The organism is Edaphobacter dinghuensis (genome assembly GCF_014640335.1).
Lineage (GTDB): Bacteria > Acidobacteriota > Terriglobia > Terriglobales > Acidobacteriaceae > Edaphobacter > Edaphobacter dinghuensis.
Genome location: NZ_BMGT01000002.1, coordinates 1076439 through 1097643, shown reverse-complemented (window position 1 = coordinate 1097643; position 21205 = coordinate 1076439). Strand labels below are relative to the sequence as shown.

The window sequence follows — 21205 nt, the reverse complement described above, 5'->3', positions numbered from 1 at the left end:
GTGGGAATGGGAACTTTGATGACAGTTTTTCCGAGTTGGCGTAGCATAAGTCGGTATTTCAGCTGTAGTTAGTGATCTCGATACTTACAGGAGAACTTATGAAGATATGTACTCGCTTGTTGACGGTTGCGGCAGCGCTGCTTGCCGTAAATGTGGCCATGGCGCAGGCCCCGGCAGGATCGACTGGGCAGTGCAAGGACGGCACGTATACGACGGCTCCCAGCAAGAAGGGTGCTTGCCGGGGACATAAAGGAGTGCAGACCTGGTATGCGGCGAATGCTGCTCCGGCTGCGGCTCCGATGGCGATGAAGTCGAATGCTGCGGCCCCTGCGGCTGCTCCGGCTGCCATGACAGCCGCTCCAGCTAAGGCTTCGCACCAGTCAATGGCTTCCATGCAGCAGGCGGCCGGCGGCGGACCGGGAATGGTTTGGGTGAATACCTCGACGAAGGTCTATCACTGCCCGGGAACGAAGTACTACGGCAAGACCAAGGAAGGGAAGTATATGTCCGAGGCGGATGCGAAGGCCTCGGGTGCGCACGCCGACCATGGGACAGCTTGCACTAAATAGAGATTAGGTCTGGTTAGAAGAGAGCGGCGGCACAGAGGTTTGTGCCGCCGCTACGTTTTAATGGTGTTGGAACTGGCATGGCAGATGGTGTGTTCAGATTTAAAAACAGTCAACAACAAAAGCAAAGACGAAATACAGGGGTCTCTCCACTGCGCCACGCGATGAGGCCGCGCGGCTCCGGTCGAGATGACGTTTGTGCATCATCTATGGGGGATTCCTACTTCACCCAGACTTCTGCTGCGCCGCCTTCGACCTGCTGGGCATGGAAGATGCCGACGGTATTGTTGCTCCATACGGGTGCGCCGGTACGGCCCAGCACGATGACACCGCCTTCTCCGCCTTTGAGCGCGGGTAGTTCCGTGTGGATCATGTGGTCGGCGGCTTGCTGCGGTGTCTTGCCTTGTTCTACCAGCGTGCAGACCTGACGTGCCAGCGTGAGCCGAATGAAGTACTCTCCGACGCCGGTGCCTGAGACGGCGCAGGAGTGGTCGCTCGCATAGGTGCCCGCGCCGATGATGGGCGAATCTCCTACGCGGCCGGGGAGCTTGCCCTGCATGCCTCCGGTTGATGTCGCAGCAGCGAGGTGCCCTTGTGCATCGCGTGCAACCGCTCCTACGGTGCCAAAACGATGCGAGAAGATGTGAGGATCATTGGAGAGCGATGCATGGCCGCTTCCTCCAGGCGGCGTGCCGGTGGGGCGAGGAGGCACGGGACGGCCGCTGGCACGCATCACGTCGGCAAACTCCTGCCAGCGCATCTCGGTGAAGAAGAACGCGGGGGGCTCCTGCTGCAAGCCCTGGGCGCGGGAGAAGGCATCGGCTCCTGTGCCGACCATCATGACGTAGGGTGTCTTCTCCATGACGGCGCGGGCCAGCGCGATGGGGTGGCGCGTGAAGTGAATGCTTGCCACGGAACCGGCTTCGAGGGTTGCGCCATTCATCAGTGCGGCGTCCATCTCGTTGGTACCGTCGGCGGCAAAGGCCGATCCCCGACCGGCGTTGAACAGGGGATCGTCTTCCAGGACTTCGACCGATGCTTCTACGGCATCGAGCGCGGAGCCGTGACGGGCCAGCACGGCAGAGCCTGCCGCGAGTGCCTTGGCTAGTGAAGCGTGATAGGCGGCCGCGGTCGCCGTGTCCATGTTCTTCCATTCGGACTCGCCCGCGCCACCGTGGATGGCGATGGCCCAGGGTTGTGCTTGCGCTACGAGGCTGGAGAGGAGAAGCGGCATAAGGAAGGATAGACGCATGCGAGCCATTGTAGAAGCAAGACAAACTTAGTTTGAAGGCTTGCGTGGTTGCTGCGTGTGGGGGCGGCTTGCTACAGTTATTTTGCACACCGAGGGTGCACCCCGTCCGCGGAAAGGGACTATCCCACCTTTGCCGTTTGGCTGTATGCAACATCCACTCTCTTCTGCCCGACGCAGCGGACCACGGGCGACATAAGAAGGAGTGTGTTTGATGTCTACCCGCCAATTACCTACTCGCCCTAACCTCGAACATCTTAAGAAGCAAGCACGGCTGCTGTTACGGGAGTCGCTTCAGGATGATGCTGCTGCGACGCAGCGTTTTCGTGATGCCGGTGTACAGCTTTCAGAGGCACAGCCTAAGTTGGCTGATGCGCTGCATGCGATTGCACGGGAGTATGGCTTCGATAGCTGGGCGAGCCTGAAGGGCTATGTCGAGTCGTCGTCGGACGACCCGGTGGAGGCGCTGACCGGTGCTGTCAGGGCGAACGATGCTGCGCTGGTGCGACAGGTGCTCAAGCGGCATCCTGCGCTGAAGTCGCGGCTGAATGAGCCGCTGCCTAACTTTGGTTTTCAAGCGCCTGCGCTGATTGGAGCGGTGAATCATGGCAATCGCGAGATGGTCGATGTTCTGCTTGAGGCCGGTGCCGATATCAATGCGCGGACGAAGTGGTGGGCGGGGAGCTTTGGCGTCTTCGACGGCGATCCGAAGCTGGCTTCGTTTCTGATTGAGCGCGGCGCGTATGTGGACATCCACGCGGCTGCGCGGTTGGGCATGTTCGATCGTGTCAAAGAGCTGGTTGAGGGCGATGCGGCGCTGGTTCATGCTCGCGGCGGCGATGGGCAGATGCCGCTGCACTTTGCCGCGACGGTTGAGATTGCGGCTTATCTGCTGGACCATGGCGCGGAGATCGATGCTCGCGATATCGATCACGAGTCAACCGCCGCGCAGTACATGGCGGGTTGCACGAGCTGGCCGCGTGCGGATGTGCTGCGCTACCTGATCTCGCGAGGTGCGCAGACCGATATCTTTATGGCGGCGTCGCTGGGCGATCTGGAGATGGTGCGGAAGTTTCTTGATGCCGATCCGGCTTTGGTGCGCGTGAGCGTGTCGGAGAAAGACCTTCCCAAGCAGAATCCGCACAGCGGCGGCAGTATTTATATCTACACCTTCGGCTGGGCCACAACGCCACATATGATCGCTCATAAGTTTGGGTATGAAGCGGTGTTTCGGCTGCTGATGGAGCGCAGTCCGCTGTGGTTGCAACTGACACAGGCCTGCGAGGTGGGTGATGAGGCGCTGGTGAAGGAGCTGGTGGCCAAGCATCCGACATTGGTGGAGTCGCTGACAGAGAAGGCTCGCCGCCGCATTGTGGGCACGGCGCTGCGGAACAATACCGAGGGGATTCGGCTGATGCTTGGCGCGGGATGGCCTTCGGATGTGCGTGGAGACAGTGGCCAGACGCCTCTGCACTGGGCAGCGTGGCATGGCAACGTTGCGATGGTGCAGGAGCTGTTGCGGCACCATGCTCCGCTGGAGGCGCAGGAAGAGGAGTACAAGGCAACGCCGCTGGGATGGGCGATTCATGGGTCGGAGCACGGCTGGCATCGCGATAAGGGCAACTACGGAAAGACGGTTGAGGCTCTGCTGGCTGCGGGTGCCAAGGCTCCAGAGCTTGCCAGTGTGGAAGCTAGTGAAGAGGTGCTGGCTGTGCTGCGCCGCCACAGCGGTTAGGGCTGGCGCGGTGATTTAGAAAGGGTATCTAGAAAAGTAAAGAACGAGCAACGGCAACTGCAAAAGCGAAATGCGGGGGTTCTTCGCTGCGCTCAGAATGACGATTATTTTGAGCGCACGGCTAGCCGCTGCGAAACAGGGTTAGCCGTGCTGGTCGATGAGGCGAATCATCTCGAGGAAGAGGTCGCCCGCGATCTGGAGCGAGTGCGCGCTGATCTTGTCGATGGTGTCGAAGGCGGTGTGATGGTAGCCGTCGGGCAACGTCATGGTGTGCGGGCCGTAGTCCATGTCGATGATGTCGAGCACAGGGACGCCGCGCTGCTGGAAGGGGAGATGGTCATCTTCGACGGCTGTCTGATTCTTGAAAACGTAGCTGGAGTGGCCGGTGTTTTTGGCCGCCTGCTGGAGCAGGTCGAGCAGCCACGGGGTTGAGTTGGCGTCCTTGTCGATGTTGAGGTCTTTGTCGCCGATCATGTCGGCGACCATGAAGGCCTTGATCTTTTTGAGAGTGCCGTCCTGCGACCACTTGGCGGCGAGGTGGCGCGTGCCGTAGAGGGAGTCAGAGTTGGACCAGGACTGAACGGCCTCTTCGCCGTCGTCGAAGACGAGCCAGACGCTGTAGCCCTGCGGCGGATGAGTGCGGAGGTAGTTGCCGATCTCGATGAGCAGGGCGGTGGTGCAGGCGCCGTCGTTGGCGCCGACGAAGCCGATGTCGCGCAGCGGGTAATTGGTCTCGTAGTGGCTGGCGATGACAATGACACCGTCTTTTTTGCCGGGATACTTGACGATGTAGTTGCGCATGTCCATCAGGCCGGCGGGAGTGCTGGCGCTGAAGCTGTCGGTCTCGAAGTGGCCCTTGGCGATCTCGGGCTTGAAGTGGTCCTTGATGAAGGCTTCGGCCTTGGCATGGCCGGGGGAGCCGAGGTAACGCTTGGGGGCTACGTTGAGGAACTGCTGGGTGAGGGCGAAGGCGGCTTGTCCGTTGAAGCGGGCGGGTGCTGCTGCGTGGAGGTTTGTGGCTGTGAGGAGAAGGACAAGCAGAGGTAAGAACAACCGCAGGTCCTTCGACTTCGCTGCGCTTCGCTCAGGATGACAGGTGTTTACTAATGCGACCGAGGTCATGAGGCTTTCAGTTCCTTGGCTTTGCGGCGGGCGGGGTGGACGAAGAAGGCTACGCCGACGCCGACGAAGTAGAGCGCAAGCATAGGCGCGGCGAAGAGGCACATGCTGTAGGGGTCAGGCATGGGGCAGATGATGGCCGCGATGAGGAAGATGACGAGAATGGCGTAGCGGATGTGCTTGAGCAGGAACTTCGCGTCGACGATGCCGAAGAGCGAGAGAAAGAAGATGAGGATGGGCAGCTCGAAGGTGATGCCCAGGCCGAGGATGATGGCGAGGAAGAAGCCGGTGTAGTCCTCGATGGTGATGATGGGGTGGAAGTCTTTGCCGAAGTCGAGGATGAGGACCTTGAGTGCGCCGGGAAGGACCCAACGATAGCCGAACCACGCTCCGATAAAGAAGAGGCCGATGGTCGCGGCCATGAAGGGGACGACGTAGCGCTTCTCGTTGGCGTACATACCGGGCGAGATGAAGAGCCAGACCTGATAGAGGATGAAGGGTGAGGCGAGGATGGCTCCGCCGAGGAAGGCGACCTTGAGATAGAGGTTGAGGCCGTCGGTCGGGTGGGTGAAGTTGAGCGCGATGTGCAGGTTGGTGAGCGGCTGCTGCACGTAGCCGTAGAGGCGCTCGTGGAAGACATAGGCTACGACGAAGCCAACGAGCAAGTAGGCAGCCGAGTGCATGAGCCGCGTGCGCAACTCGGCGAGGTGTTCCATGAGACTCATGCCGGGGAGTTCTGCGCGGTCGGTAACGGCGGCCCGGGCGCGATCGACGAAATCAGCCATGAACAGGGGCCTCGGTCGTCTGATCGGATACCGGCACGGACTCGGGTGCGTGCGGAATGGAGGTAAAGGCCTGCGAGATGGAAGAGCTGCTGGCTACGGGAAGGCCGGTCGATGGGGGCATGAGATTAAGGTCGCCTGAGGTTGCGATGGGAAGTGGTTCGGGGGCCGGTTCGGAAGCTGGTTCGGCGACGGTTTCAGCGACGGGCTCGACTGCCGTTTCGAGGCTTGTGGTCGAGTAGTCGTCCTTGAAGGGGTCCATGTGAGGATGCTCTTCGATGGGGTCCTGGCTGAGCGGCGCTGTGGTGTTCTCGCTGCCGTCGGTGATGGCTGGGGTGACGGGGGCAGCCGCTTCCATGGCGGCGATTTTTTTCTGCTGCTCGGCCTGTTCGGCCATGCGCAACTCGTCTTCCATCTGCATGCGGAATTCGTTGGAGGCACGGCGGAACTCGGCCATAAGCTTGCCCAACTGGCGGGCGAGCTCGGGCAGCTTCTTCGGGCCGAAGAGGAGCAAGGCGAGAACGAAGATGAGTGCGCTGTCCTGAAAGCTAGGCATAGATACGTCCCATGATACGGCTTACGTTGGAGGGTAACAAATAGATTAGAGGCTTAGTTGGATTTAGATGGCTTCGATTGACACTGTTGTAAGATTAAAGGAGTAAGGCTGACGGATTTGAAGAACTGAGTCTGATGATTGCACGGCTGAATCGACGACGAAAGATGCATCTTTTGCATGCGGTCTTCGTCCAATGAATACGAGCGGCAAAAGATGGCCGCGAGTGTAGTAGAAGTTGTAAGGGTTGCAACATCCCCGTGGGTTGGATGGCGGTTTGAAACGGGCCGCTCTAGCGAATCCACTGCAGCCTCGGCAGTACATGCTTTCAACATCCCCGTCTCGGAGGCGAAGGGCGGTGCCGGCGACAGCCGACACCTAACGACCTCGTGAGACTGAAGGCGGAGTAGATTGAACGGACTAATGGAAGAGGTCGCGGCAACGGCCGTGGCAGAGCGTGTTGCGGATACGTGTTCTCTCGATAACTATCTTTCGCAGCCTGATCACACGATGGATGCGCGTATCGCCGCAGCACGGGCTACGCTGGGAACCGACGTAGTTTTGCTGGGGCACCACTATCAGCGCGACGAGGTGATTCGGTTTGCCGACTACACCGGCGACAGCTACAAGCTGAGCAAAGCCGCCACCGAGACGAACGCGAAGTATCTGCTGTTCTGCGGTGTGCACTTTATGGCGGAGACGGCGGATGTTCTGGCTCAACCGTGGCAGCAGGTTATTCTGCCGGACTTGAACGCTGGTTGCTCGATGGCCGATATGGCCGAGATTGGCCAGGTAGAGGACTGCTGGGATTCGCTGGAGCGCGCCGGATTGACCGACGAAGCTTCGGGCGGGCTGATTCCGCTGACTTATATGAATTCGACTGCGGCGATCAAGGCGTTTTGCGGAGAGCGTGGTGGGCTGGTCTGCACTTCTTCGAATGCTCGCGGCGCCTTTGAGTGGGCCTTTGCGCGGGCCGGGAAGATTCTGTTTCTGCCCGACCAGCATCTGGGGCGGAACACGGCGTTTGCTATGGGCATTCCGCGAGAGCAGATGGTGGTTTGGGACCCGTATCAGATTAATGGCGGCGTCTCGCCGGACCGGCTTAAGGCGGCGAAGGTGATCTTGTGGAAGGGGCACTGCTCGGTGCATCAGCGCTTTTTGCCGGAGCATGTCGACCGCGTGCGTCGCGAGGAACCGGGGATGCAGGTGATCGTGCATCCGGAGTGCCGCTGGGAGGTCTGCCAGAAGGCAGATGAAGTTGGTTCGACGGAGCGGATTATCAAAGTCATTGAGGATGCTCCCGCAGGCACGAGCTTTGCCGTCGGTACGGAGATTCATCTGGTGAACCGGCTGGCGAAGCGCTTTGCTCCGCTGGGCAAGCGCGTGATTACGTTGGACGATGCCGGTTGCCTGTGCACGACGATGTACCGCATCTCGCCGCAGCACCTGGCTTGGGCACTTGAAAACCTTGTTGAAGGGAACGTGGTCAATCGCATCAAGGTGGATGATGATGTCAAGCAATGGTCGCGCATCGCGCTCGACCGCATGCTTGAAGTTTCGTAAGAGAGGACGGCGTCGTGGGTAAGACGTTTACATTGGGCGAGGCGCAGACGATGCTACGGGTGCTGGAGGCTCTGCTGCGCAAGGCGCAGGCGGCGGGGCTTCGCGCTGGCACGCTGGAAGCCGAGATGCAGCAGTTGAGCTATCGCATCTTTCTGTTGGGTGGCATGCGTGTGGATGTAACCGCTGCGGCAAAGCGGCGGGCGGAGCGTGACAAGGCAGCGCAGGAGGCGACCGACACGCTGGGCGAGATCGAAGCGATCGGTGTGCAAGTGCAGGACCTTGAAGAAGGCCTGCTCGACTTTCCCTGCGTGATGGACGGCAAGACCGTGATGCTCTGCTGGAAGCTGGGCGAGGATGCGATTACCCACTGGCACGAGCAGGAGGATGGCTCTGGGCGCAAGCCACTCGATGCGGGGTTCGGCAAGCCGGAGCGCGAGCGCTTGAATTAAAGAAGCTGTTGAAGCGAAAAGTCGGGGAAAACTTAATTTATCAAATGATAATAATTATTGTTTGATATAAGCTATACTAACTGAGTGCAGGTTACCGCAGCCAAGTCGTTTCGTGATCTTTGTGCCGAACATGGCATTGCTGTCACGCATCAGCGGCAGGTTCTGTATGAAGTGATGCAGGGGATGAGTGGACATCCCAGCCCGGAAGAGGTTTATGCCCGGGTGAAGAAGAAGATTCCGGCGATCTCGTTGGCTACGGTTTACAAGAATATTCATCTCTTTGTCGAAAGCGGCGTCTTTCGCAAGATGAGCATGCACCACGGTTCGGTACGCGTAGAGATGAACAGCGAAGCGCATCACCACATGGTGTGCTCCAAGTGCAAAGCGATTACCGATATAGGGGAACAAGAGTTGGGGCTGGTGTCGAAACGCACGCGGCTGCCGGGAGGTTTTCTGGTGGAGCGGTATGCCGTCGATGTCATTGGCCTATGTCCGAAGTGTCAATAAGCCGGCGATCGACCGGTAAGCCTGAGTGAAAGAGCAATTGTTAAATCGGTCTTCCGATTGGCGGAAGACGCGGAACTGTACCTAAAAGGAGTTACGTTTACATGCTACAAATCGGAGAGAAATTTCCTAACTACAGCGTTACTGCAACCATCTCAACGGATAAGGATGAAGCCAAGGCATTCACTACCATTACGGAGGAGTCTTATCCGGGCAAGTGGAAGCTGTACTTTTTCTGGCCCAAGGACTTTACGTTTGTGTGTCCGACTGAGATTGCGGCCTTCGGCAAGCTGAACAGCGAGTTCGCCGATCGCGATTGCCAGATTCTTGGCGGCAGCACCGATAACGAATACGTCCATGCTGCATGGCGTACCCATCACGCCGACCTGAAGGACCTGCCTTTCCCGATGCTGTCGGATATTCGACGCGATCTTTGCGGCCAGCTCGGTATTCTGGATGAGAAGGCGGGCGTGGCGCAGCGAGCGACGTTCATCGTCGATCCAGAGAACGTGATCCGCTTTATCTACGTAACGGACCTCTCGGTGGGGCGCAATCCGCAGGAGGTTCTGCGTGTGCTTGATGCGCTGCAGACCGATGAGTTGTGCCCCTGCAACTGGCAGAAGGGCGAAGCTACTCTGGCGTAGTTTTGAGTAATCCCCGGCGCGGCTGCTGAAGTGGCCGCGTTTTTTCTGTAGGATGAAACCCGCAACCGGAGAGGATGGCAGAGATGGCATTGGAAGAGTTGATTAGTGATTTGCCCGCATATGCGAAGGATTTGAAGTTGAACTACTCGTCGCTGGTGAAGCAGAATACCGAGCTGACTCCGCAGCAGTTGTGGGGGACGGTGGTGGTGGCTGCGATTGCTACCCGCTGCGCGGAGCTGACGACCGAGGTGATTGCAGAGGCTGAATCGGTGCTGGCTCCGGGCGCGCTCGATGCGGCCAAGGCTGCGGCGGCAATCATGGGAATGAACAATATCTACTATCGTTTCCATCACCTGACGAAGAATGAGAAGTATGCGACGCTGCCATCACGGCTGCGCATGAACGCACTTCGTGGACACACGGTTGAGGCAGTGGACTTCGAGCTGTGGTGCCTGGCGGTGAGTGCGATCAACGCATGTGACAAGTGCGTCGACTCGCATGAGAAGGTACTGAGAGAAAAGGGCGCTACGGAAGAGTTGATCAATGCTGTGGTGCGTGTCACCTCCGTTATTCATGCCATCGGGGTCGTGCTGGATTCCGAGAAGGCTTCCCCCACGGCAACTGCATAGGCTATCGCCGATCAAGGAAATAAAAAGGACGCGAGCATGGTCTCGCGTCTTTTTTATTTGGGAATTGCTCGATGCTTTAATTTGGGATTGCCTGATGCCAGGGCTTGCGGCCGAAGTTCCATTGAGGCTTCCATGTGGTGTTGACCAGCCAGTTGATGGGCGCAACCATGGAGGAGATGGCATCGTTCATGTGAGTGAAGTCGATGCTGCGAAGGTCGTCGCTGGGTTGGTGGTAGTCCTTGTGCAGTCCGAAGCTGGAAACGGTCTGAGCAATGATGCCCTGAAGCGCGAGAGCGTAGTTATCGGAGCGGCGAAAGAAATGCTGTCCCATGTGCGGATCGTTGACCAGGTGAGCGCCATGCTTTACCAGCTCGGGGCCGAGGTTGGTGCGGTTGAAGCCTGTAAGCCACAGAGCTCCTGCGGGAACGGCGGGATCGGGCCGTCCGATCATCTCGAATTCGAGGTTGGCGACGATGCTGGCCAGCGGTACGGGCGGATGCGCAAGAAAGGCGCGGTTGCCGAAGCCTCCGATCTCTTCCGATCCGAAGAGTGCAAAGACGATGGTGCGGCGCGGGCGGCGTCCAGTTGCTAGGATGTGGGCAAGAGCCAGAACCGCTGTCGTCCCTGAGGCGTCGTCATCTGCGCCGTTATAGATGTTGTCGCCGTTGACCGAGGGGCCGATGCCGAGATGGTCGAGGTGCGCGGTGAGCAGGACCGTCTCTTTCGGCGCGCTGCTGCCGCGCAAAATTGCGATGGCATTCCAGGTCTCTTTGCGCGGCGTGTCTTCAAGCTTCGAGAGATGTTGTTTCGCATCCTCGGGAAGAGGATTGGGCAGGGTCACTTTTTGCAGGAAGGTGCCGTTGTCGCCACCGGGTTCGAGGCCGAGCGCCTGGAACTGTGAGGCGGCAAAGAGGGCGGCAATATGTTCGTCGCGCGTGGCGGAGCCGCGGCCATGCAGCTCATCGTCGGCGAGGAAGGACATGTCGGCGTGGACCTCGCGCTGAAGTTCTGGAAGAAAAGATGCCGTTTGTGGAGACAGCGAGTCAAATGAATGGACCCGCTGACCCTTGAGGACAGAACCGGCGATACATTGCCCGAGAAGCATTGCAAATCCGAGGAGAGATGCGAGCCTGGACGAAGACATGGCGCAGATTATATCGAAGCATGAGCAATATCCATTTTGAGAAGCGCAGATCTGCTGCGAAGATAACTGCTAGAGGGGTGAGGATGAGGGTACGGACCGCAGGAGTGCCATGGTTGGTGTGGATGATGGCAGCGGTAGCAGGGATGATGCTGACCGGTTGCGGCGGCTTCTTTCCTCCTGTAACGCCGACTCCACCGCCTGGATCGACAGGGAATTACGCCTATGTCGCCAACACCACGGGGACGACTGCCAGTGGAACGAACTCCGCAACCGGCACGGTAAGCGGTTTTACGGTGGGTACGGGAACGCTGACGGCCGTGCCAAGCTCGCCGTTGACCCTTGGATATCAGCCCGTAGCCATGGCAGTGACGCGGAACAACAAGTTTCTGTATGTGGCGGCGCTTGGGAACATCAACGTATACACCATTAATTCGGATGGATCGTTGAGCGTTCCGAGTACGGGAACGGGTGTTGCGATTGTGAACGTTGTTTCGATGGATGTGTCGCCGGACGGCCAATGGTTGGTGGCATTGGATGGCAATACGCTCGTGGCTCAGATTGACGTATTTCAGATCAACGCCACGACTGGCGCATTAACGTCTGTGGGAACCGGGCAACTGGCGATTCCGAGTGCTGTGATTAATCCAAAGATGGTGAAGATAGCCCCCAACGGAGCACTGATCTTTGCCGCGCTGGGTACCGGCGGAGACGTGGTCTTCAACTTCGATACCACCACGGGCGCGTTGTTGACCAGCCATAGCCTTACTGTGTCGAGCCAGACCAGCGATAACGGCCTCGCTGTCGATAACGCTTCGGCGTACCTCTACATTGCTCGCAGCGGAACCGGCGGCGGTGTGCGCGTCTTTGCGATTGACAGCGGCGGCACTCTAAACGAGATCGCGGGCTCGCCCTTTGCATCCGGCGGACAGGCATATTCGGTGGTGGTCGATAACTCAGGCAAATATGTTTACGCTGCCAACCGAACCAACGGCACGATCTACGGCTACACCATCGGGACGGGAGGCGCTCTGACTGCCATCGCCGGATCGCCTTACACAAGTGGGTTGCTGGTGACGTCGCTCGGCACAGACAGCAGCGGAGATTATCTGCTCGCAGCGGCGAATGGAGGAAGCCCCGATCTGTCGATGTACAGCTACGATACGACGACTCCTGGAAAGCTGGACCTTGCGACCAGCACGGCAACGGGGACCGATCCTACTGGAGCGATTGCTGTTGCGTTAACGCATTAAAGGCAGTAACTCATCTTGTTCGTTTGTCGGAATGTAGGGAATCGGCGCACAACGGTGCTTGGGTTCAGCGCATCGGCAACTAATATGGATAGAGAAGTTTCTATGTTTTGCTGGAGTTTTAGGGCTATTTTTTCTTCTTTCTGCCAATCCGTTTCAAAGCGACGTCTCATCCGGCTTTCAGCCTGCACGCTTTTGTCGGCGTCAATGCTGGCCGGCACCACCGGCTGTTCGAGGCTGCGGCCTAAACCGCATCGCGAATATGTCTATGTGATGGCGAAGGAGACCTACCTGCGTGACCGCGTAGCTGCGGTATCGAACCGGACTGCTGATGTGCAGAACGGTGACAGGTTGCTGGTGCTCGATCATGGGCGGCGCTTCTTCAAGGTGCAGACCGACAAGGGCGCACAGGGCTGGATCAACGAAAAGATGGTGGCGACGCAGTCCATCTTCGATCAGTTCGCCGCATTGACCAAGGAGCATGAAAAAGATCCGGTTGTAGCAACCGGTGTTGTGCGCGATGACGTTTATATGCACCTCACTCCCGGGCGCGAGACAGAGCATTTTTTGCGTTTGGGCGAGGGCGAGAAGTTGAAGCTGCTGCGCCGAGCCACGCTGCCGAAGCCGGTGCCGCCGGGCCTGCGAGCGGTTGCTCCAGTCGTGGAGAAGGGAAAGGTTGTGGAAGCTGCTCCGCCCGCTCCGCCTGCGATGGATGACTGGTGGCTGGTGCGCGACTCCAAAGGAAATGCCGGCTGGATCTATAGCCGATTGATGGATGTGGACGCTCCCGATGCACTGGTACGCTACTCCGAAGGCCAGAGGATCGTCGGCGCATACATTCTGAACAAGGTCTACGACCCCGACGCTCCGCAGGACGACAAGAACATTCCCGAGTATGTAACTGTAACCAGTCCATATACATCCGGCTTGCCCTACGACTTCAACCAGGTACGTGTCTTCATCTGGAATGTGAAGAAGCATCGCTACGAGACTGCGTACCGTGACAAGAACATCGAGGGATATCTGCCATTGACGGTGACGATGGCGAGCGATCCCTATAGCAAGGCTCCAGCATCCGCGACAGTTGCACCCACGTACAACTATCGCGTGCTGGCCGATGACGCTCCGCCGGTGGTGCCCGATCCGGTCACTGGAGCGGTGGTGCCGAGTAAGACAATCCTGAAGACCTATCGGCTGGAAGGAAACCTGGTGCGCCGGGTTCTGCCTCCCGATGCGACGCCTCCCGATGAGACCCATCCCGAGCCGGTTGTGAAGAAGGCAAAGAAGGCTGCGGTTCACAGAAGGGCCGTGAGAGCCAAACGGCGAAGACGGTAGTGCCGTCGGTACAGGCTGCAACGATGGCGGCAATGATATAAGTGCCTGTACGATTTACCTCAAATGGGAGTGCTCGATGACTCTTCCCCCGCACGAAATCACACTGCGGCTCGTTACAGCGACGGCACTGGCAGGTCTGGTGGGCCTCGATCGAGAACATCGCCGAAGCGCTGCTGGTCTGCGCACCCATGCTCTGGTGGGGATGTCGGCCTGCCTGCTGATGATCGCCTCTGCCTTTGGCTTTGCCGATATCCTGGGCACTCCCGGCGTGGGCCTCGATCCTTCGCGTATCGCGGCGCAGATTGTTACCGGTATCGGCTTTCTGGGTGCGGGAACGATCATCGCGCATGGTGAGTCGGTTCGCGGATTGACGACCGCGGCCAGCATCTGGACGGTTGCAGCGATTGGAATCGCCGTCGGCTGTGGCATGTATCGCGCTGCCATTCTTGGAACAGCGCTTACGCTGATTCTGCTTCTGGTGCTGCGTCCTGTCGAGCGCCGTCTGGACACATTCTGGCGCAAACAAACCATCAGCCTGCTCTACGATCCTAAAGTTGTAACGATCGAAACGTTACTGGCGGCGCTACGGAGCATCAACCTCAACGTTACCGGGCTCAGCGTAGAGACGCAGGGCAGCAGCGGCAAAGATGAGATTCAAATTACGCTCAATCAAAGCGGAGGCACGGTTCTACAAGATGCCTTGCAGGCCGTTGTGCAGTTAGAGGGCGTGGAGAGCGCGAAGATCGAATAGCCGCGCGCAGAGGTGCGGTGCTACGCGTAAAACGCGGCGATGGCTTCCACCACTGTCTGCTGCTCGTCATCGCGCAGCTCGGGATAAATAGGCAATGCAAGGACTTCGGCGGCAGCGGCTTCGCTGGCAGGGAAGTCTCCGCGCTGGTAGCCCAGTTCGTGGAGGCTTGTCTGCAGATGCAGCGGCAGCGGGTAATAGATCTCGCTGCCAATCCTGCGCTCTGTAAGGTATTCGCGCAGTGCATCGCGTCGGGGGGCGCGAATAACGTACTGGTGAAAGACCGGCGTCGCGCGAGGATCGGTGATAGGCAGCACGATGCCTTCCGTCGTGTTCGCAGCGGCAAGCCCAGCCCCGCGAAATAGCTGGTCGTAGCGAGCCGCGCGGTCCCTGCGCTGTTGGTTCCACGCAGGCAGATGGCGCAGCTTGATGCTGAGCACGGCAGCCTGCAGCGTGTCCAGCCGCGAGTTCCAGCCCACCTCATCGTGGAAGTAGCGGCGACGCATTCCATGAGCGCGCAGCATCCGCGCGCGCTCGTCGTACTCGGCCGAGAGAGTCGTCAGCAGGCCCGCATCGCCAAAGGCGCTGAGGTTCTTGGTGGGGTAGAAGCTGAATGCTGACAGGTCGCCGAGCGCTCCGGCAGGGGTGCCGTTCCATGCCGCCCCAAAAGCCTGGGCAGCATCCTCGATGAGCAGCAGGTTGTGACGCTGCTTCAGATCGCTGAAGGCATCCCAGTCGGCGCACTGGCCGTACAGGTGGACGGGGAGGATCGCTTTGACCGTCTTACCGGCGCTCGATTGCAGCACCTCTTCGACCGCACCGGGCGAGAGGTTGAAGGTAACAGGATCGATATCAGCAAGAAGAGGTTGCGCTCCGCAGCGCAGGATGGAGCTGACCGTGGCAAAAAAGCTGAACGGCGTAGTGACGACGGCATCTCCGGGACCGATTCCAGCGGCGGCCATGGCCAGCCACAGGGCATCGGTTCCGCTGGCGCAGCCAATGGCGTAGGGGGCGGCGCAGGCCGCCGCGGCATCTCGTTCGAAGTGTGCTACCTCGGGGCCGAGGATGAATTGTTGCGAGTCGCAGACGCTCTCAAGAGCGGAAAGGACCTCCTGGCGAATCCCGGCAAATTGGCGGGAGAAGTCCAGCATGGGAACCGGTTGGGAGTTATGAGTCACTTCTGTCATGGTATATCGCAGAAAGTGTGCAAGGGTGAGGCGTCCATTTTCCCCTCCGCTGCGTCTAATAGACTCGGCACGGCCTAGTGTGTCCACAGAACACTAGGCCGTGCCGCTTGAAAAATGCGGTAGATGGTCGTATGGTTTCACAATCTTGGCTTCAGTCCCGGCTGCTACGAAGGTTGGGGTTTATTGCTGAAGTAAATGCGGTATGGCGGAATTTTTACGGGAACACAAATTTAGCTCAAGCTAAAGGAGATCGGCCTCATGGACTCAAAGCCGGCACAGAACATTCAGGACACTTTTCTCAACACGGTTCGGAAAGATAAGAGCCCCATTACGATCTATCTGGTAAGCGGTGTCAAGCTGACCGGCAAGATACGGTCGTTCGATAAATACTCGGTGTTGTTGGAAAACAACAGCCAGGAACAGCTCATCTTCAAACACGCCATTTCTACGGTGGTAAGTGGCCGTGCAGGCGCTCATCTCGAACTGCGCTCGGACAATAAGTCCGATGTGCGGGCGTCGATACCTCATCCGTCACCGGTCGCCAGTGCACCATCGTCTGAAGCGACCGGAACCCAGGGTGCCGTTAGTCGTTGATCAAAACCAGTAGTCAGAATGCGGTCGCAGCCCGGCCTGCGCGGCGTAGTCTCGTTGCCGCGCAGGAGGCTGCGATGGCTGCTGCGCGCAGCTCGCAGGGCTGGGGGCAGAACGCCGAGCGGGCTGTATTGGTCGCAGTGGAGTTTACCGGCGAGTGGCGCAAGCTCACCTCTGCGGCACAGCTCGCCCGCAAGGCAGCAGCCGTTTCGGCAGAGTCTGGACACGATCAAACCGCCGCCGCGACAGAGCCTTTGGCGCGCGCTGTCGATCTCGACTTTGACGCCTCCCTGGCAGAGTTTGAAGAGCTTGCCCGAAGCGCCGGGGCTGAGGTGGCTTCGACATTGGTGCAGCGTCGTCCGCGGCCCGATCCGGCCACGCTCGTAGGACAGGGCAAGTTGGAGGAGATCGAGGGCGTTATTGCCTCGACAGGCGCCGATCTTGTGCTCTTCGACCACGATCTGACGCCGTCGCAGCTACGCAATCTCGAAGCCAAGCTCCCCTGTCGCGTCATCGACCGGACGCAATTGATCCTCGACATCTTTGCGCGCCATGCCCGCACCCGCGAAGGCCAGTTGCAGGTGGAACTGGCGCAGTTGGAGTATCAACTTCCCCGGCTCGCTGGCCGAGGCAAGGCCATGTCGCAGCTTGGCGGCGGCATCGGCACCCGAGGTCCGGGCGAGACCCAGCTCGAGACCGACCGCCGCAAGATCAATCTGCGTATAGACCACGTAAAGGAGCAGCTCGAATCGGTGCGCCGGATTCGCCGCCAGCAGCGCCAGCGCAGGGAGGCGGTGCCGGTGCCTGTCGTGGCGCTGGTCGGCTATACGAACGCGGGAAAGAGCACACTCTTCAACGCACTGACCGAGGCAGGCGTACTGGAATCGTCGCGCATGTTCGCTACGCTCGACCCCAAGCTGCGCCAGTTGCAGCTTCCGTCGCGGCGCAAGATCCTGCTATCGGACACGGTAGGTTTTATCCGCAACCTGCCGCACACGCTGGTGACCAGCTTCCGCGCCACGCTCGAAGAGGTCGAGCGTGCCGAGATTCTGCTGCATGTCCGTGACGCCTCCAGCCTCATGATGGACGAGCAAAAGGCGCAGGTGGAAAAGGTGCTGGGCGAGCTTGATGTCACCAGAAAACCGGTCATCGAGGTGTTGAATAAGGTTGACCTTTTGCCCAATGAGCAGCGCAGCCATCTGACCGGCGGCCTTGCCGTCTCAGGATTGAAAAAAATGGGGCTTGACGAGCTGCTGGCGGCCATCGACGAAGCACTGGTCGTCGATCCTCTGATTCGAGTGAAATTCCGCCTGCCGCAATCGGAAGGAGCCATCCTGGCTGCGTTGGAGGCTGGGGCTGTTCTTGAGAAGAAGCAGTTCGAAGGGAACCTGGTTTACGTCACGGCACGCGGCCCGGCATCGCTGCTCAATCGGTTCAGCAGATTTCGGGAGCGCTCTTAACTAGCATAGGTCGCCTGAACGGGAGCGGAGGTGGTGTCCCAATCACGCGACCTATGTGACCCAGAATATAGGGTCCGGGTGGTATCTTCCAGTTTAGCCCCTTCCCCACAAAAGTCAAAGAAAGATTTTTGGCGAAAAAGAGGCCGATAGCCCTTGCAGCTTGTGCGGTTACCGAAGCAAATCGATTGTGCGCGTTTAGTTTGACACTGTTGTAAACGCTTTGCTAGAACTAGATGTATCGCATCTAGCAAGTTAAGCCACACACTCGACGTAGGTTGAACAAGATAAGTGTGTGAACTCGGCTGCGAACGAACTTTCTGAACGGCTGCTGCGACCCCTATTCAATGGAAGAAATACTCAATCAACTCGGTGGACTTGTGCTCGGCTCTGTGCCGACCATGATTCTTTTTATCCTGCTGGTCATCTCCTATGGCCTGCTGGTGCGTCGTCCGCTGGACCGTCTTCTTGCTGAGCGTCGCAAGCGCACCACAGGCGCGGTGGAGCAGGCACGAGGCGCCATCGCCGCTGCCGAGGCCGAGACCACTGTCTATGAGGACAAGCTGCGCAAGGCGAAGGCCGAGATCTTCCAGGCTCGCGATCAGAAGCTGAAGCAGTGGAATGCGGAGCGCGAGGCCGCCATTGAACAGGTTCGACAGGCCACCCAGCAGCGTATCCTTGCAGCCAAGCAGGAGATCGAGCAGAGCGCGGCTACTGCCCGGACGCAGATCGACACGACGAGCGCCGAGCTCAGCTCCCGCATCCTTGCCGCAATGCTGCCCGTCGGTGTGACGCAGCCGGAAGAGGTAACCCGGTGAGATTTTCTAAGAAATTCTCCGCAATGAAAAAGTTCTTTCCTGCCTTTCTTCTGGCGGCGTTTCTCTTCGCTCCTGTTTGCCATGTCGTTGCTCAGCAGCAGGCCAACGTAGCTGTCGAGTCGGATAGCGGCCGCATGAGCACCCCCGAGGCCCAGTCTCCTGAGAAGAACCAGCAGGAGAAGGACGAGAATGACGAGTACCGCCACTCTGCCGCGGTGCGCGCTCTTGGCGCAAAGCTGGGCATGAATGCGGAGCAGGCAGCGACTGCCTTTACCGTCCTCAACTTTATCGTCCTCGCCATTCTGGTCGGCTGGTTTCTGCTCAAGACGCTGCCCAAGACCTTCCGCGATCGCAGCTCTGCCATTCAGAAGCACCTTGTCGATGCCCGCGCTGCGACGGAAGAGGCCAGTGCCCGCCTGAACAGCGTCGAGAGCCGCCTTGGCAAGCTCGACGAGCAGATTGCTGCCATGCGCGCCCAGGCGGAAAAAGATGCTGCGCTCGACGAGCAGCGTATCAAGGCTGCCGTTGAAGACGAGAAGCAAAAGATTCTCAAGTCGGCGGAGCAGGAGATCGCTGCCGCTACAGTTCAGGCTCGCAAGCAGCTTCAGCAATACGCTGCCGATCTGGCTATTGAGCAGGCAGCCCGCAAGCTGGTAGTTACGGCCGAGACCGACCGTCTGCTGGTGCAGGACTTTGCCCGTCGCCTCTCCAGCGATACGACGAAGGGCGGCGAAAACTAATGTCTGCGCTCACCCTTCGCTACGCCCACGCATTCGCTTCGGTAGCCGCATCCAACCGTCTCGACACCAACGCCGTTCAGCAGCAGTTGCACGACTTCAGCGACACTCTGGCTGGAAGCCATGAGTTGCGCGAGGTCCTGATCAACCCCTCCATTCCCGGCGAGCAGAAGTTGAAGGTTCTCGACGCTATCGCCGGCCGCATCGGCATGATTCCGCAGGTTCGCAACTTTATTGCGGTCATTGTGGATCACCAGCGTCTCGACGAGCTGGATGAGATTCTCGTCGAGTATCACGAGATCGCCGATGAGCAGTTGGGCCTTGCGGAAGCCGAGATCACCAGCGCGCATCCTCTGAATGACGAGGATCGCGCTCAACTTGAGGCGCAGGTTGCCAAGGTGGCGGGAGGGCGCGTTCGCGCATCGTACCGTCAGGATGCTACATTGCTGGGCGGGGCTGTGGTGCGCATCGGATCGACGGTCTACGACGGCTCGCTCCGGGGCCAGTTCCAGCAGCTGAAGCAAAAGCTGGTAAACGCCTGAGTTTCTCCCGCATCACACCAAAATTTTGAGATTGAAACGAATCGAGTAGAAGGAAGACATGGCAAAGATTAAGGCTGATGAGATAACAGAGCTGCTTCGCCAGCAGATTGAGAACTACGAGCAGCGCATCCAGGTCGACGAGGTCGGCACAGTCATCTCGCTCGGCGACGGTATCGCCCGCGTCCACGGCCTCGACAAGGTCATGGCCGGTGAGCTGATCGAGTTCCCCCACGGCGTAGCCGGTCTCGCGATGAACCTCGACGAAGACCAGGTCGGAGCCGTGCTGCTCGGCGACTACACCGAGATCAAGGAAGGCGACGAGGTCAAGCGCACTGGCCGCATCATGTCCGTGCCCGTCGGCGAAGCCCTGATTGGCCGCGTCGTCAACGCGCTCGGCGAGCCCATCGACGATAAAGGGCCCATTAACACCGACACGTATTTTCCCGTCGAGCGCCTCGCTCCCGGCGTTATCGATCGCCAGTCGGTTCACGAGCCCATGGCCACGGGTATCAAGGCCATCGACACGATGATCCCCATCGGCCGCGGCCAGCGCGAGCTGCTCATCGGCGACCGTCAGACCGGTAAGACCGCCATCGCGCTCGACACCATCATCAACTCGGCCAAGAACAACCTCATCTGCATCTACTGCGCCGTCGGCCAGAAGCGCTCGTCCGTCGCACAGGTGGTACAGACGCTCGAAGAGTACGGTGCGATGGCTTACACCATCGTCGTCGCTGCGACCGCCTCCGAGCCTGCTCCGATGCAGTATCTTGCTCCCTTCGCCGCGACCGCCATGGGCGAATACTTCCGCGACAACGGCAAGCACGCTCTGGTCATCTACGACGACCTCTCGAAGCACGCCGCCAGCTACCGCGAAATCTCGCTGCTGCTCCGCCGTCCGCCAGGACGCGAGGCCTACCCCGGCGACGTCTTCTATCTCCACTCGCGTCTGCTCGAGCGCAGCTCCAAGGTCTCCGACAAGCTCGGTGGCGGTTCGCTCACCGCGCTGCCCATCATCGAAACTCAGGCAGGCGACGTCTCGGCGTATATTCCGACCAACGTCATCTCCATCACCGACGGTCAGATCTTCCTTGAGACCGACCTCTTCAACTCGGGCGTCCGTCCCGCCGTCAACGTCGGCCTCTCGGTCTCGCGCGTAGGATTCGCCGCGGCCATCAAGGCGACCAAGCAGGTAGGTTCGACACTGAAGCTCGACCTCGCTCAGTATCGCGAGCTCGCCGCATTCGCGCAGTTTGGCTCCGACCTCGACAAGGTCACGCAGCAGCAGTTGAGCCGCGGCCAGCGTTTGACCGAGCTGCTCAAGCAGCCGCAGTTCCATCCGCTCTCGGCTGAGAAGCAGGTGGCGATTCTCTTTGCCGGTGTCAACGGCCTGCTCGACGATGTCGAGGTGAAGGACCTTCGTGCTTTTGAGGACGGCTTCTATCCGTACCTTGAGTCGGCACAGGCCTCTATCCTCACCGATATCGCTACCAAGAAGGCGCTCGACGACGACATCAAGGCTCGCCTCACCGCAGCCATCAAGGATTACAAGTCGAACTTCCTCGCCGGGCTCAAGGACAAGAAGGAAGCGGTCGCGGCTAAATAA

Annotated in this window: 22 protein-coding genes; 16 read left to right on the top strand and 6 right to left on the bottom strand. The window is 59.2% G+C overall.

Translation table 11 applies throughout. The features are described 5' to 3' along the window. The first annotated feature begins 98 nt into the window (after positions 1 to 98). On the top strand, positions 99 to 569 hold the full coding sequence (locus IEW09_RS10195; RefSeq protein ID WP_188554030.1) for a DUF3761 domain-containing protein: 471 nt from the start codon (positions 99 to 101) through the stop codon (positions 567 to 569). Positions 570 to 786: 217 nt separating this feature from the next. Here the strand turns inward: IEW09_RS10195 and IEW09_RS10190 are convergent, their stop codons facing one another. Next, complete coding sequence (locus IEW09_RS10190; protein WP_229739227.1) at positions 787 to 1818, bottom strand: isoaspartyl peptidase/L-asparaginase family protein; 1032 nt, start codon at positions 1816 to 1818, stop codon at positions 787 to 789. A gap of 211 nt (positions 1819 to 2029) precedes the next feature. Here IEW09_RS10190 and IEW09_RS10185 point away from each other — a divergent pair, with 211 nt between their 5' ends. Further along, complete coding sequence (locus IEW09_RS10185) at positions 2030 to 3550, top strand: ankyrin repeat domain-containing protein (RefSeq protein ID WP_188554028.1); 1521 nt, start codon at positions 2030 to 2032, stop codon at positions 3548 to 3550. A 141-nt stretch (positions 3551 to 3691) separates the two neighbouring features. On the opposite strand, the gene IEW09_RS10180 is transcribed toward IEW09_RS10185, so the two are convergent. The 3 genes from IEW09_RS10180 to IEW09_RS18795 are packed head-to-tail and all read right to left on the bottom strand — an operon-like array spanning position 3692 to position 6007. After that, a complete protein-coding gene (locus IEW09_RS10180; RefSeq protein ID WP_188554027.1) occupies positions 3692 to 4672 on the bottom strand; it encodes a M28 family peptidase in 981 nt (326 codons plus the stop codon). After that, entirely contained in the window at positions 4669 to 5454 is a 786-nt protein-coding gene (gene tatC, locus IEW09_RS10175; protein ID WP_188554026.1) for a twin-arginine translocase subunit TatC, read from the bottom strand. Before tatC ends, IEW09_RS10180 begins: the two co-directional genes overlap by 4 nt. Then, positions 5447 to 6007, bottom strand: coding sequence for a twin-arginine translocase TatA/TatE family subunit (locus tag IEW09_RS18795; RefSeq protein ID WP_188554025.1), 561 nt, complete (start codon positions 6005 to 6007; stop codon positions 5447 to 5449). Before IEW09_RS18795 ends, tatC begins: the two co-directional genes overlap by 8 nt. A gap of 408 nt (positions 6008 to 6415) precedes the next feature. Between IEW09_RS18795 and nadA the strand changes: the two genes are divergently transcribed. The 5 genes from nadA to ahpD all read left to right on the top strand — a co-directional run bounded on the left by nadA (position 6416) and on the right by ahpD (position 9793). Further along, entirely contained in the window at positions 6416 to 7567 is a 1152-nt protein-coding gene (gene nadA, locus IEW09_RS10165) for a quinolinate synthase NadA (protein WP_229739226.1), read from the top strand. A gap of 14 nt (positions 7568 to 7581) precedes the next feature. After that, entirely contained in the window at positions 7582 to 8016 is a 435-nt protein-coding gene (locus IEW09_RS10160; RefSeq protein WP_188554024.1) for a DUF2203 domain-containing protein, read from the top strand. Positions 8017 to 8100: 84 nt separating this feature from the next. Then, positions 8101 to 8523, top strand: coding sequence for a Fur family transcriptional regulator (locus tag IEW09_RS10155; RefSeq protein ID WP_188554023.1), 423 nt, complete (start codon positions 8101 to 8103; stop codon positions 8521 to 8523). A gap of 101 nt (positions 8524 to 8624) precedes the next feature. Next, positions 8625 to 9164, top strand: a complete 540-nt coding sequence (locus IEW09_RS10150) for a peroxiredoxin (RefSeq protein WP_188554022.1) — start codon at positions 8625 to 8627, stop codon at positions 9162 to 9164. Between the two features lie 74 nt (positions 9165 to 9238). Continuing rightward, entirely contained in the window at positions 9239 to 9793 is a 555-nt protein-coding gene (gene ahpD, locus IEW09_RS10145) for an alkylhydroperoxidase, AhpD family (protein WP_229739225.1), read from the top strand. A gap of 76 nt (positions 9794 to 9869) precedes the next feature. Here ahpD and IEW09_RS10140 read toward each other — a convergent pair whose 3' ends face one another. After that, on the bottom strand, positions 9870 to 10937 hold the full coding sequence (locus IEW09_RS10140; RefSeq protein WP_229739224.1) for a M28 family peptidase: 1068 nt from the start codon (positions 10935 to 10937) through the stop codon (positions 9870 to 9872). Between the two features lie 83 nt (positions 10938 to 11020). On the opposite strand from IEW09_RS10140, the gene IEW09_RS10135 reads away from it, so the two are divergent. The 3 genes from IEW09_RS10135 to IEW09_RS10125 all read left to right on the top strand — a co-directional run bounded on the left by IEW09_RS10135 (position 11021) and on the right by IEW09_RS10125 (position 14270). Next, a complete protein-coding gene (locus IEW09_RS10135; protein WP_188554021.1) occupies positions 11021 to 12187 on the top strand; it encodes a lactonase family protein in 1167 nt (388 codons plus the stop codon). 192 nt (positions 12188 to 12379) lie between these two features. After that, positions 12380 to 13519 carry an SH3 domain-containing protein gene (locus IEW09_RS10130; RefSeq protein ID WP_188554020.1) on the top strand — a complete coding sequence of 380 codons (1140 nt, stop codon included), beginning with the start codon at positions 12380 to 12382 and terminating at the stop codon, positions 13517 to 13519. A 76-nt stretch (positions 13520 to 13595) separates the two neighbouring features. Next, on the top strand, positions 13596 to 14270 hold the full coding sequence (locus IEW09_RS10125) for an MgtC/SapB family protein (protein WP_188554019.1): 675 nt from the start codon (positions 13596 to 13598) through the stop codon (positions 14268 to 14270). Between the two features lie 20 nt (positions 14271 to 14290). Here IEW09_RS10125 and IEW09_RS10120 read toward each other — a convergent pair whose 3' ends face one another. Continuing rightward, on the bottom strand, positions 14291 to 15454 hold the full coding sequence (locus tag IEW09_RS10120) for a DegT/DnrJ/EryC1/StrS family aminotransferase (protein ID WP_229739223.1): 1164 nt from the start codon (positions 15452 to 15454) through the stop codon (positions 14291 to 14293). A gap of 258 nt (positions 15455 to 15712) precedes the next feature. Between IEW09_RS10120 and hfq the strand changes: the two genes are divergently transcribed. The 6 genes from hfq (at position 15713) to atpA (ending at position 21205) form a co-directional block, all read left to right on the top strand. After that, entirely contained in the window at positions 15713 to 16048 is a 336-nt protein-coding gene (hfq, locus tag IEW09_RS10115; protein ID WP_188554018.1) for an RNA chaperone Hfq, read from the top strand. A 74-nt stretch (positions 16049 to 16122) separates the two neighbouring features. Next, the gene (gene hflX / locus IEW09_RS10110) at positions 16123 to 17505 is read left to right on the top strand and encodes a GTPase HflX (RefSeq protein WP_188554408.1); all 1383 of its coding nucleotides are present in this window, start codon (positions 16123 to 16125) and stop codon (positions 17503 to 17505) included. A 344-nt stretch (positions 17506 to 17849) separates the two neighbouring features. Continuing rightward, the gene (locus IEW09_RS10105) at positions 17850 to 18320 is read left to right on the top strand and encodes a F0F1 ATP synthase subunit B (RefSeq protein WP_188554017.1); all 471 of its coding nucleotides are present in this window, start codon (positions 17850 to 17852) and stop codon (positions 18318 to 18320) included. Positions 18321 to 18343: 23 nt separating this feature from the next. Next, complete coding sequence (locus IEW09_RS10100) at positions 18344 to 19060, top strand: F0F1 ATP synthase subunit B (protein WP_188554016.1); 717 nt, start codon at positions 18344 to 18346, stop codon at positions 19058 to 19060. Further along, positions 19060 to 19599, top strand: coding sequence for an ATP synthase F1 subunit delta (atpH, locus tag IEW09_RS10095; protein ID WP_188554015.1), 540 nt, complete (start codon positions 19060 to 19062; stop codon positions 19597 to 19599). Before IEW09_RS10100 ends, atpH begins: the two co-directional genes overlap by 1 nt. A 58-nt stretch (positions 19600 to 19657) precedes the next feature. Beyond that, on the top strand, positions 19658 to 21205 hold the full coding sequence (gene atpA, locus IEW09_RS10090) for a F0F1 ATP synthase subunit alpha (RefSeq protein ID WP_188554014.1): 1548 nt from the start codon (positions 19658 to 19660) through the stop codon (positions 21203 to 21205).